The organism is Bacillus sp. EB106-02-03-XG38 (assembly GCF_058792175.1).
The window spans coordinates 492,813-505,097 of record NZ_JBYTED010000003.1; the positions used below are offsets into that span (position 1 = coordinate 492,813).

At 35.4% G+C, this 12,285-nt stretch carries 13 protein-coding genes; 7 read left to right on the top strand and 6 right to left on the bottom strand.

The window, feature by feature from the left end:
- Positions 1-12: 12 nt before the first annotated feature.
- Positions 13-2,760, bottom strand: coding sequence for a S8 family serine peptidase (locus AC3WTI_RS17020; protein WP_144488069.1), 2,748 nt, complete (start codon positions 2,758-2,760; stop codon positions 13-15).
- 296 nt (positions 2,761-3,056) lie between these two features.
- Here AC3WTI_RS17020 and AC3WTI_RS17025 point away from each other — a divergent pair, with 296 nt between their 5' ends.
- On the top strand, positions 3,057-4,295 hold the full coding sequence (locus AC3WTI_RS17025; protein WP_097841218.1) for an eIF2A-related protein: 1,239 nt from the start codon (positions 3,057-3,059) through the stop codon (positions 4,293-4,295).
- A 42-nt stretch (positions 4,296-4,337) separates the two neighbouring features.
- Here AC3WTI_RS17025 and AC3WTI_RS17030 read toward each other — a convergent pair whose 3' ends face one another.
- Entirely contained in the window at positions 4,338-4,460 is a 123-nt protein-coding gene (locus AC3WTI_RS17030; RefSeq protein ID WP_002173541.1) for a DUF4023 domain-containing protein, read from the bottom strand.
- A gap of 69 nt (positions 4,461-4,529) precedes the next feature.
- Positions 4,530-4,868: a phosphoglycerate mutase gene (locus AC3WTI_RS17035; RefSeq protein ID WP_087957002.1), complete on the bottom strand. Its 339-nt coding sequence runs from the start codon at positions 4,866-4,868 to the stop codon at positions 4,530-4,532.
- Between the two features lie 168 nt (positions 4,869-5,036).
- Here AC3WTI_RS17035 and AC3WTI_RS17040 point away from each other — a divergent pair, with 168 nt between their 5' ends.
- From AC3WTI_RS17040 to AC3WTI_RS17050, 3 genes are all read left to right on the top strand, one after another.
- Positions 5,037-5,639: a phosphoglycerate mutase family protein gene (locus tag AC3WTI_RS17040; RefSeq protein WP_087957001.1), complete on the top strand. Its 603-nt coding sequence runs from the start codon at positions 5,037-5,039 to the stop codon at positions 5,637-5,639.
- Positions 5,640-5,657: 18 nt separating this feature from the next.
- Complete coding sequence (locus tag AC3WTI_RS17045) at positions 5,658-6,194, top strand: delta-aminolevulinic acid dehydratase (RefSeq protein ID WP_087957000.1); 537 nt, start codon at positions 5,658-5,660, stop codon at positions 6,192-6,194.
- A 264-nt stretch (positions 6,195-6,458) separates the two neighbouring features.
- Positions 6,459-6,959 carry a DoxX family protein gene (locus AC3WTI_RS17050; RefSeq protein WP_087956999.1) on the top strand — a complete coding sequence of 167 codons (501 nt, stop codon included), beginning with the start codon at positions 6,459-6,461 and terminating at the stop codon, positions 6,957-6,959.
- Positions 6,960-7,000: 41 nt separating this feature from the next.
- Here the strand turns inward: AC3WTI_RS17050 and AC3WTI_RS17055 are convergent, their stop codons facing one another.
- Together AC3WTI_RS17055 and AC3WTI_RS17060 are read right to left on the bottom strand one after the other, a co-directional pair.
- Positions 7,001-7,885 carry an alpha/beta fold hydrolase gene (locus AC3WTI_RS17055; protein ID WP_087956998.1) on the bottom strand — a complete coding sequence of 295 codons (885 nt, stop codon included), beginning with the start codon at positions 7,883-7,885 and terminating at the stop codon, positions 7,001-7,003.
- A 15-nt stretch (positions 7,886-7,900) separates the two neighbouring features.
- Entirely contained in the window at positions 7,901-8,734 is an 834-nt protein-coding gene (locus AC3WTI_RS17060; RefSeq protein ID WP_087956997.1) for a GNAT family N-acetyltransferase, read from the bottom strand.
- A gap of 261 nt (positions 8,735-8,995) precedes the next feature.
- On the opposite strand from AC3WTI_RS17060, the gene AC3WTI_RS17065 reads away from it, so the two are divergent.
- Both AC3WTI_RS17065 and AC3WTI_RS17070 read left to right on the top strand, forming a co-directional pair.
- Complete coding sequence (locus AC3WTI_RS17065) at positions 8,996-10,381, top strand: alkaline phosphatase (protein WP_000714923.1); 1,386 nt, start codon at positions 8,996-8,998, stop codon at positions 10,379-10,381.
- A 54-nt stretch (positions 10,382-10,435) separates the two neighbouring features.
- Positions 10,436-10,903: a hypothetical protein gene (locus AC3WTI_RS17070; protein WP_087956995.1), complete on the top strand. Its 468-nt coding sequence runs from the start codon at positions 10,436-10,438 to the stop codon at positions 10,901-10,903.
- Positions 10,904-11,099: 196 nt separating this feature from the next.
- Here AC3WTI_RS17070 and AC3WTI_RS17075 read toward each other — a convergent pair whose 3' ends face one another.
- Positions 11,100-11,750 (bottom strand): GTP pyrophosphokinase, encoded by a 651-nt coding sequence (locus tag AC3WTI_RS17075; protein ID WP_000456225.1) that lies wholly within the window; start codon positions 11,748-11,750, stop codon positions 11,100-11,102.
- 337 nt (positions 11,751-12,087) lie between these two features.
- On the opposite strand from AC3WTI_RS17075, the gene rpmG reads away from it, so the two are divergent.
- Entirely contained in the window at positions 12,088-12,237 is a 150-nt protein-coding gene (gene rpmG, locus AC3WTI_RS17080; protein WP_087956994.1) for a 50S ribosomal protein L33, read from the top strand.
- The last annotated feature ends 48 nt before the right edge of the window (positions 12,238-12,285 follow it).

Below are 12,285 nucleotides of genomic sequence, written 5' to 3' on the forward strand. Positions count from 1 at the left end.
CTTGGTATGACCTTATTTTACTTCTAGATCAACATTTAAATTAGTTGTATTTCCAGCTGCATCTGTTGCTACAATATGAATTGTGTTTTTTCCTTGTTGTAATTGATTACGATCGAAATAAATTTCATAGTTTTTCTCCCAAGTGTTTAGGAAGGCACTTTCCCATATGCCATTTCCGTTAATTTCATATTGCATTCTCACTGGAATACCAGGTGCTATCCAACCAGATTCTGTCATCCAATCTAGTAGAATATCATCAACGTTTCCTCTAATAATAAGATTTTCTTGATCAATTTCGTGTGTTAACTTAGGTGCTGTTCGGTCAATAAACACCGCTCCTGTTTGCTTTGTTTCTCCGCCAGAGTTAGAAGCAACAGCTTCGATTTGGTACAAGCCATCAGGTAACGGGGATCCATCAGTTTTTGTACCATTCCATTTGAAAGATTTATAACCAGGTGTTTCGCTTTTACCTTGATATACCATGCCTTGATATGTCACGCGGTCTTTCGTAATTAAATTAGCATGAAAGGCTATGTCTTCAACTGGTGTAACTAAATAGTAATTGATTAAGTTGTCATCTAATATTTTGTCATTATTTGGGCTGAAAGTAGAATTAACGATTTCAAGACCATCAATACGCTTGTATTCTTTCGGATCGATGCTAAATGTAAATGGAATACGCATTTCTTCTTTTGTTCCTTGGTCTTTTACATACAGATTTCCTGTATATACGCCTTGTGGTAAGGAGCTATCTACAGTAATCGTAAAAGGTTTTTCGATGCTACTATTTGCTTTTAAACTAATTGAAGAAGGGAAAGAAGTCTGGATTTTTGTTTTTGTATCTAGTAATTCAATACGAGTTGAAAAGTTTTTCTTTTTGTTAGAAAGATTTTGTAACGTAATATTTTGTGTTAGTTTCACTTTGCCGCTATTTGGTTTAATAAGACCGAAACTTACGTTGTTCGGTTTCACTAACGCATCCGTTTGGGCTGCTTTTGGAATGTTAATTAAACCTGATCCTTGTGCCATGACAGGATATGTATTTTCATTGACATCCTTTAATGTTTTTGCAGTGTTGGCAAGAGCAGATTTCAATTGTTCTGTCGTCCAATCAGGATGCATTTGACGCAGTAAGGCAACGGCTCCCGCTACTTGCGGAGCAGCCATACTTGTTCCGTTGTGAGATTCATAGCCACCTCGTGGCACTGTGCTTGTAATCTTTACTCCAGGTGCAATAACATCAGGTTTTATAAGCCAACTTCCTTGTGATGGTCCTCTTGAGCTGAAGTTACCAATAAGTTCGTTTTTGTTCGGTTGTCCAATCTTTATATTTTTCTTCCGTTTTGTAATTAAAGTTTTCAACTCTTCGCCATTTGTATTTGATAGCTGCATAACCGGAAGAGCTACATCTTCACGTCCAAAATATTCGGGCATACTATTAATTTCTTTTTCATTAGAAATTAGTAGTACCCCGATAGCGCCAGCTTGTTTCGCTTGTTCTGCTTTTATTAATGTGCTTGAAGTTCCTTGTAAGACGAGAGCGAACTTACCCTTCATATCTTGTTTAGCGTAATCGCTTGAATTACCGTAGCCAACATAGACAAGTTGAGCATCGTTTCCTACTTGAAAATCTGCTTTTGATAACGGTAATCCTTGGTAAGATTTATTAGAACCAGCTACTTGGAATGTCGGGAATGGAATAGAAACAGTAGATGCACCAACAGAGATGACACTACTTGCATTACCAGGAGCATCAACAGACCAAGGCTTTGGTCCATCGTTTCCATTTGAAACGACTGCAGTAACACCAAGTTTTGCTGCACGTTCTAACGTCATTGTTACAGGTTGATCAGGGACATTCAAATCTTGACCGAGAGATAAATTTAGAACATCTGCACCATCTTGAATAGCGCGCTCAATACCTTGAATAATATCATCGGTCGTACCAGTGCCGCCATCATTCATGACACGGTAAGCGAGTATCGAAGCGTTCGGAGCAATCCCCTTTATTTTTCCATTACCAGCAATAATGCCAGCTACATGAGTACCGTGTACGTTTCCATCCATCGGATCATTATCTTCATCGACCGTATCGTAGCCGCCAATATAATTTGCTTGTAAGTCAGGATGTGTATAGTCTACACCTGAATCAATAACAGCGACTTTCATTCCTTTTCCATCAAGCGGTTTGCCAGATGGATCTTTTAGTTTCCATGCTTCAGGAGCACCTACTGTAGGACCTCCAACGTTTGGTGTTTCTAAATCCGTAGGGCTTTTTGCTGTTTCATGTAACTTATATGTTAAGTTCGGATAAATTGCCTTTACTTCAGGTAAAGAAGCTAAAGCAGCAACTTGATCTCCTCGGATAGAAATAGAGAATCCAGAAAATAACGTACTATACGTTTCTTTTATTTTTGCATTCGGTGTTTTTTCTTTCATTTTCTTTGCTGTATCCTCTTGTGCCTTTTTTAGTTGTGCATGGTATGATTGCGCATTGCCATTTTTTAAATCTGGAGCATGCTGAATGTTACTTTGTGAAGCGAGCGGAGCATGTTGCAACTCTACAATGACTGAAATTTCTTTTGCTGTTTTTGTTTCAACATTTTGCGCAATTTTGTTTTCTCCCCATTGTTCAATATTTGCTTTTAACTGTGGGCTAAATTGCTTCTCCTTTTGCAGCGATTCAGCATGCGCGCTTAAAGTTCCAAAACTAGAAAAGACGAGCGCCATACTTAATAGTGCAGATGTAGTTTTTTTCATTGAAACTCCCCCTAACAAAAAGTGTCAATATTCAGAAAAGTAATCTTACAATTTTGTTGTGAAATATAAAAACGAATGTTGGCTAAACTATACTTTCGACATAATTCATACCAATCCTCTTTGAATTAAAAATTTCTTGGGAAATTTTTGGGGATTATGTCGAATGGTTAATATTCAGCGAGGGAAGCCCAGCCTTAATGGGGATAAATGCACAACTATTGTGCATTTAATACGGAGCGGGAGTCGCATATAGTAAGTGGCATATGAGGAATGCTATAAGAAAAATGGAGGAACGTATGAAAAAAATTATTGTGAGTAGTAGTGTGGGATTGTTTATTTTTTTATCTTCAATTTTGATTGCTAGTGCGGAACATAATGGGGCGAAAGTTGCCTTTATTCGTCATCATGACCTTTGGGTTAAAATTGAGGGAAAAGAAAAACAAATAACAAAAGGAGAGTACATAACAGGGCCGAAGTGGTCTCATGATGGAAAGTGGATTGCCTATGCTAAAGGAAAGAAGCAAAACACATTGGAAATGTACCGACTGGAAGATGGAAAGAAAGTTAGCCCATTTCAATCTGAAGTATCAAATTATCAATGGTCACCGACAGACAATACGATTGCATTTGTATTTGCGAATACATTACATACGTTTGATGTTCAAAAAAAGAATGCTGATTTTGAAAATGTATCAGCTGGTGTAGGTGATTATGCATGGTACCCTGATGGAAAGAAGTTTCTTGTATCTTCTGAAGCACACTTACTTCCAACTGGATGGACAGGAGCGCAGCTATATGAAGTGCAAAAAGATGCACATATGAATCCTCACAAAATGAAGCATTTGTATGCATTGCCAAATGAACATGATGATTTTTTAGCACTAGTTGCAAGTGGGTTTGAGTGGTCACCGGATCGAAAGTGGATTTCCTTTTTAGCGGTACCAACAGCTTCATGGTCAGCAGATAGTAATACACTTTGCTTAGTTCGAGCAGATGGCAGTCGGTTTGAAAAAGTAGATCAAATGTTATTAAACACACAATGGTTCAAATGGGCGCCATCTAGCAATATATTAGCTTATATTGAAGGAAGCGGAAGAGTTGCGTTAGAGAATAAACACTTAAAAGTAAAAGAACTGCCAGTGCTTCAGCAGAACACATTTACGCCGAAAGGTTATGTTGATTGGGATTTTGCATGGAAGAACAATAGAGTAATTATCGTTTCAAGGGCAAAAGAGGCAGGAATAGAAACTCCGCCGGAAAAAAGACCACTGCCATCTTTATATGAGATTGATCGTACAAGCGATAAACGACATCAAATTACAAAGCCACCTCATAAGCAAGGTGATTATCATCCGATTTTTATGAAGAAGAGCAATCAATTAATATGGATACGTTCAGACCGTAATAAGGCCAATGTATGGGTTGCAAATAGTGATGGAAAGCAAGAAAAGAAGTGGATTGAAAATATAGATGTACCAGAGTGGTATTATGAGAAGTGGAACTGGGAAAATGTTATCTCGGTGAAAGAAGAATAAAAAAGCGTGCCTACAAGATACTTTTAGGCACGTTTTTTATTGTTATTTATGTGTTTTATTTGGCTTTTTTTTCGCTGGGTTGCCGTTTCCCTGATGCTTTCTATTCTGTTCATCTTTTGCTTGTTTTTCATGCAGTGTATCTAAAAAATCATTCGAGTTACTCATTTTTATATCGCTCCTTTCATTTTGTCCTAATTACTATAACCATTTAGGAGGATAATCATGAGATAAAAGTTAAGCACTTAGTTTTCTTCGATAATATATATAAAATATTCCATACGTAATAAATAGCATAAATAAAATTTGTAACTCAACATTTTCTTTTAAAATAGTTGCGACAGAAGGTGGTAAGTAAGGCGATGTATCGTTTGTTCCTACACCTAACCATTTGTTTAAAAGGTTAATGGTACAAAACATAAAAACACCAGACCAGCTTGCAATAATTGCTTTCTGTTTAATTTTTGTTTCCCGTTCATCATCTGTAATCCAAGGGTTAGCAGTTTTATCACTACTAAAAAATCCATTTATATATGCCCATATAATCGTTCCAATTAAGATAGTTAGCCATTTCATATTTGTGATTCCCTCCCCGGTGTAAAAAATATTTTACATGTATAATTGTAATATTTTCCAATTATTTATGTCAAATCTTTTTTACATATCGGTTTTCCATATAGCAGGAATAATGGATGAGATAGGGAAGAAATTATATTGAAGGAATTCAGAGAGAGGAGGATGGGTATGAAACTCGTCTTTGTTCGGCATGGTGAAGGAGAACATACAAAAAATCTGCCGGGAAGTTTACAAGTGTTGCATCCATCATTAACGGATGAAGGAAGGAATCAGGCTAAATTACTTCAATACAATGTGCCATTGCAAGAAACGGATATATTAGTTGCCAGTCCTGCAATTAGAACTTTACAAACGGCGACAATATGGAGTGAGAAGCTAGCTTGTCAAAAAGTCGTCCATCCATATGTATCCCCACGTATTTTTCCTTATCGAGAAGGAGCGAAAACATTACCATGTGACCACATAGTAGATCAGGGAATGATAGCAAATTTATTTCCACATTTTTCGATAGAGAAAAGTACAAATAAGCAGTTATGGACGGGAGGTATAAATACTATTTCAGAGAATCGTTTTCGGCAAATAGTAGATGAATTTCTTCTCTGGTGTTATGAACTGGGAGCTGAAAGAATTTGCATTGTATCTCACGATGGGACGATTACAGCATATAGGCAATATTTACAGAAAATCGTTTTAACTAGATCTGATTTTTTGCAAGAAACGGGTATATATGAAATGGATGTAGCGTTTGAAAGTTTGATGGATGAAATCTAATGATAGGATGGAGGGTGTATATTGAATGTTGCACTAGTAGTTGGTTTTAATTCTGATTTAGAGGCTCAATCAATCCGGGCATCGCTTGAATATTTTGGGGCAAAAGTTATAACATACTGGATTGGTAGACCAAAAGAGTTCACAGATATTCTTTCTGGAAAGGGTCTATATAATGATATCGATTATGTTGTTTTTTGCTTTCATGGTGAGGAAGGAAAGTTTGTCATGGAAGAGTTAGGTGAAGATATATATGAACAAGATGAACCGAGGGGATACTTTGGTACAGCAGAAATTTATAAATATGCAAAATTGCATAATACACATATTGTAAATAGTGGGTGTACGTTAGGGGAGCAAAAACTAGCAGAATCTTTCTTACGTAGTGGGGCGAAATCGTATATTGGATCGATCGATTATGTAGATGGGAATGCGGCACTTATGTTTACAATACGCTTATTTTACGCGCTTATTAACCATGAAAAAACGTTAGGAGAGGCTTTTGAAGAAGCACGGTTAATTGATAAAGAGACACATACATTTCGATTATATAAGTAGTGTGAAACACGTTTATTTTATATTCGAATAAATGTGTTTCACATTTAACTCACATTTTTTTTACATTTTCTTCAATGAAAACCATTATCACTTATGGTATGATATGTTCAAGTTTTTACAGGTAATAAAAGTTACTATATAAACGTTAGTTTTTAATGTTTCATACACATGTCACGAATTATTCATAATTAACGTTTAAAAAATAAGTGACTAATGTTATTATATTATCTGTAACTAACTTAATTACAACTTTAGGAGGAAGATATGGTTATTCAATTTTTAAGAGAAAACAAAGCAGTTTCTTTTGTGCTAGCAGTAATTCGAGTGTATCTTGGTTACACATGGTTAATGGCTGGAATCGGTAAACTACAAGGAAAAGGATTCGATGCAACTGGTTATTTACAGGGGGCAATTGAAAAGTCTAAAGGAGCACAACCGGCTGTTCAATCTTGGTGGGCATCATTTTTACAAGATTTCGCAATTCCAAACGTTGAGCTATTTAATACACTTGTAACATGGGGAGAAATTTTAGTTGGAATTGGTTTAATTGTAGGCTGTTTAACAAAAACAGCGGTCTTTTTCGGTCTTGTAATGAACTTTTCCTATATGTTTAGTGGGTCAATTGGTGTAAACCCTGAAATGGCTATTCTATCAATATTCGTTCTAGTCTCTGGCATGAATGCTGGTAAATTTGGAATAGATGGCTTCGTTATTCCGAAAGTATTAGGATCAAAAACTCAAAAACGCCAAAAGCAAGCTGCTTAATATATGAAAGCGGGTATCTCAAAATGAGATACCCGCTTATGTTATTTTTCAACTTTGATAGGATTGTTCTTAAAGAATTCTTTTACATAACCTACAAATTCTTGTGGCTCTTGACGAAATGGTGCATGATAACCTTTTTCGATAATATGAAAAGTACTATTTTTTAAGAATTGATGATACGTTTCTCCTTCTTTCCAAGAAACGCTACTATCATTTCTTCCCCATATAATTAAGGTTGGTTGATTCAATTCATTTGCATTGATTTGAAGACGTCTAGGCCATAATTTCATTTTATTGTAGTGCTCTTCATCATTACGTTTGAATTTCACTTTGCTCTCATCGTAATCTGCAATAGCAGAGACGGCATTTAAATCGGTCGACAATTGTGGTTTTGGTGAACCTTGTTTATTAACGAGTGTATGCGGACCGCCTGTAGCATCAGTTAAAATAAGGTGAGTAACGGCTTCGGGATATAAATACGTTAAATTAAGAGAAATTTCTCCGCCCATTGAGTGTCCCAATATTGCAAACGAATCATAACCTAGTTTTTTCATTAATTTATAATACAAATTTGCATGGGCTGGGAAAGAATAATAAAAATCCATCGGCTTAGATGAGCGCCCGAACCCTAAAGCATCTACAGAAATAATTGTATGATCTTTCGCTAAGTCTGAATAAATCTTTTGAAAACCATCTGAAGATCCTCCAAATCCATGAATCATAAGTAAAGGTGGTTTTTCATTACCGATCTTTTTAAAGTAAATGGTTTGACCATCTATTTCTACCATTTTTTCCTCTGTAGCTAGTTTCGTTGTAAGTGTATTTTTAACTTGTTTTACTTGTTCTACTGGCTTTTCTGCTGCACTACATCCTACTAATAGTGTAAGAGTAAGACAACCTACCATAAAATAGCTAAATCGCTTCAATTAGGTGTCCCCTTTCTAACATAACGCTGTATCTATCATAGCAAATAGCATATTACGATTTCCAGGAAGTTGGCTACCGTTTTTTATCATAAGAGGTGAAAGGAGCGTTTCTTGGAAATGTTCTGTTTGAAGAAATTTACGAAATAAAAATTGTGAATGGGGGACATCAATCCTTACTGTGCCATTCCAACATTCACAGATCTTCTTGAATAATTGAATAGCATCCTTCTCTTGCTTTGCGATAAGTGGATTGACGCATAATATATTACCTTTTTGTATACATAAGGAAAAAGCTTCTATACAGTTATTCCTCTCTATTTTAAAAGAGCGGCTCGCTCTTGGTAATAGCAATGAATAAAGGAAAGAACGATTAGTGCCAGTTGTAATTTGATCGAGAGAAATAAGTGTTTCAAGATCTTGTTCTGTCACTTGTTGCATAGGAGTAATATGTGTTTTAGTAGTTTGTTTCTCAAAACGATGAATCGTCGTTACTGTTTGAAATCCGCATGACGTATAAAGAGGTTCTCCAGCTTTTGTTGCAATAAGTGCAATTGGTTGTTTTGGATGAGTGTGTGCTAAGCATCGATTAAGCAACATACGTCCGATTCCTTGGCCTTGAAAATTAGGGTGGACGATTAACATGCCGATAGTAGAAAAACTATTTTTAAATGGAAATACTCCTCCAGCTGCAATCAGTTTATTTTCATGCATATAACCGATAAGTGTGCCAATAGAAAGATACATTTCGAATTGTTTTTTCATAAATGCTTTCTCTTGTAACCATCCAATAGATTTGCAAAGGTCGAGTAGATCAAAAATAAAAGTTTCGTCTAGCTTTATTATTTTCATACATGCTCACCACATTTCTATTAATTTTGATGAAAGTAGATTGAAAATGTTAAATAAGAGATTTACGTTACATGAAATCCAACTTGTTTATATTTTAATTGTAAAGGGGAAGATGGTTGATATGAAAAGACAAAGTTATACAAATTATAACTGATATTTACATAAGTTAACAAAAAATTTACATATAACTAATTTTCTCTTAATAGTCTTCTATTAAATTTGATAGTGGGAAATGAATAACCTAATTAGGGGGACAAGACAGTGAAAAAGTTTGTGAAAAAAGCATGGCCATTTGCAGTTGTGGCGTCGTTAGCAGTTACTTCGGTGGCAACATGGAATTTTACACGTTCTAGTGAAGTAAATGCAGATGAGAGCGGAAGCAATGCAAAGATTAAAAATGTTATTGTGTTAATTGGAGATGGTATGGGTCCTTCATACATGACGGCTCATCGTTATATGAAAGATAATCCGAAAACATTCGAGATGGAATCTACAGAGTTTGATAAGCATCTTGTAGGGACACAAAAGACATATCCGGAAGATGAACATGAAAATATCACAGACTCTGCATCAGCAGCAACAGCTATGTCAGCAGGAATTAAAACATATAATGCGGCAATTGCGGTTGATAATGATAAAGCAGAAGTGAAAACTGTTCTTGAACAAGCGAAAGAAAAAGGCAAATCAACAGGACTAGTCGCTACTTCTGAAATTACACATGCAACACCAGCTGCTTTCGGGGCGCATGACATTAGTCGTAAAAATATGGACGCAATTGCAAATGATTATTTTGATGAAAAAATTAAAGGGAAGCATAAAGTAGACGTTATGCTTGGCGGCGGAGTAAATAACTTTGTTAGAAAAGATCGCAATCTTACAGAAGAATTTAAGAAATCTGGTTATAGCTATGTAACGGATCGCAATCAATTGTTAAATGATAAAAACGATCAAATTCTAGGTTTATTTGCGCCAGGCGGTTTAGATAAAATGATTGACCGCACTGATAAAACACCTTCATTAGAAGAAATGACAAATGCAGCAATTGAGCGTTTGAACAAAAATAAAAATGGTTTCTTCTTAATGGTTGAAGGAAGTCAAATCGACTGGGCTGGACACGATAATGATATCGTTGGTGCAATGAGTGAAATGGAAGACTTTGAAAAAGCATTTAAAGCAGCAATTGAGTTTGCGAAAAAAGATAAAAATACGTTAGTCGTTGCAACGGCAGACCACGCTACTGGTGGATTATCTTTAGGTGCGAATGGTGAGTATAACTTTAAAGTAGATCCAATTAAAGCTGCAAAACGCACACCGGACTTCATGGCAAACGAGATTGCAAAAGGTGCAAATGTAGAAGAAACATTGAAAAAATATATTGATTTACAATTAACACCAGAAGAAATTAAAGCGGTAAATGATATTGCTCCTTCAAAAGATGTAACAAAGATTGATAACGCGATTGAGGATATTTTCAATAAGCGTTCAGTTACAGGATGGACAACAGGTGGACATACAGGGGAAGATGTAAACGTATATGCATTTGGACCTGGTAAATACTTGTTCTCTGGCGTTCAAGAGAATACAAATATCGCTAAACGTGTCTTTGATATCGTTGGCGGTGGCGATCCGAATAAAGGAAGACGCTAATTATAAATGAAAGTGAGGCGAAATGCCTCACTTTTCTTTTTAGGAGATGGGAAGATGAGGGCTTTTTTCATGGGAATAGGATCCCTTCTAATAGGTGTATTATGGCTAGTTGGATGTCAATCCAAGGAGGATCATATAGAACAAAAATCTACTACTACAAAAACTGAGGAAAAGGTACAAATAACGAAAGAAGAAGAAAAATTGATTCAAGATGTGATGGAGAAATTTGTACGGACGACAAACGAAAAAAATCTTGCTGAACATATGGACTTATTTTCCAAAAAAATGCCTAGTGCTGAAGATTTAAAAACACAAAAAGAAGCAGCTTTTCAAAAAGGAAATAAGAAAATTGAATTGGAACATATAGATATGAAAGCTAGTAAAGCAGGGTATGTTGTTGTTGAAACAAAGGAAAAGGAAATAGATGGAGAGGTCACTCTTCAGAAGAAAGTACAGTATGCGCTTGGAAAAGAAGAGGATGGATGGAAAATTGAAGAGGTTCGCACGATAGGGAAGAAATAAAGTGAAACTTTAATCTGGGAGTCTTTCGGCCTGTAAATAGTGAAATAAAAAAGGTTCTCATTGGCGAGAACCTTTTTTATCCCGCGTTAACGGACAGTAAAACTCCCACCTCAAAATTCAGTTGGATCAAAGAAGTTAGGTGGGAGTCTGGCTGTCCGTTAACGCCCGATTGGTGAGGGCTGATTAAAGTTTCACTTTATAGTGGTAACATAATTTGATTTGAGCATGCTTCGATATCATCAATATCTTGGCGAATGGTTGCCATTTTATTATCAAGATCTTCAGCTTTCATTGCTGCATCATGTAATTCATCTTTTAAATACTCAGGTATTTTTCCTTCATATTTATAATAAAGTTTATGTTCTAAACTCGCCCAGAAGTCCATTGCTAGCGTACGTAATTGAATCTCTGCAAAGACTTCTTTTGTACCTGAATTTAGTGATAAAGGATATTTAATAATCATGTGTAAACTTTTATAGCCATTTTGTTTTGGGTTAGCAATATAATCTTTTACTTCTATGATTTCCATATCTTCACGTTTTTGAATGACATTTTTTAAATGATAGATATCTTCTACGAAGCAACATGTAATACGAATGCCGATGATGTCTTGTAAATGCGTTTGTGCATTTTCAACTGTCGGTAATAAATTTTTACGCTCAAGCTTTTTAATAATACTTTCAGGTTGTTTTAATCTTGTTTTTATATGTTCAAACGGGTTGTAATCCTCTAAAAATTGGGCTTCCCGGTTCATAATTTCAAATTTAGTCTTTAACTCTTCTAAAGCAAATGTATATGGTAGTACAAAAGCTTTCCAGTAGTTAACTGTTGATTGATTATATTCCATTTATATACACACCTTTTCCTATTTACAAGTGAGGTTGTTATTATACTAAACACCAAATCATGTAGGCGCAAGCAGCAAATGATGAGATCATAAAACGATATTTAGTTTTCATAATTTCAGCTCCTTTCGATTAAAAATTTATATAAATAAACGTGATTGTTAATAAGTTCACTATGTACAATTCCTATAGTAATAGATTCGTGTGAATTTCGTATGAACTAATTGTTTCAGCTTTTTGTCTTTTTTTGCAATTGACAAATAGAATAAAGTTATATAACATATAAATCGTAATAATTACGATTTAGTTTGCGATCTTTAAAAGAAAGGAGAATTACATATGCGTGTAAATATTACATTAGCTTGTACAGAGTGCGGTGATCGTAATTATATTTCTAAAAAGAATAAACGAAATGATCCAGAGCGCATCGAACTAAAAAAATATTGTCCACGATTAAAGCGAGTAACGTTACATCGTGAAACAAAGTAGAAGACTAGAGATATCTCTAGTCTTTTTTGTTTATATTGTTTTTGGTTG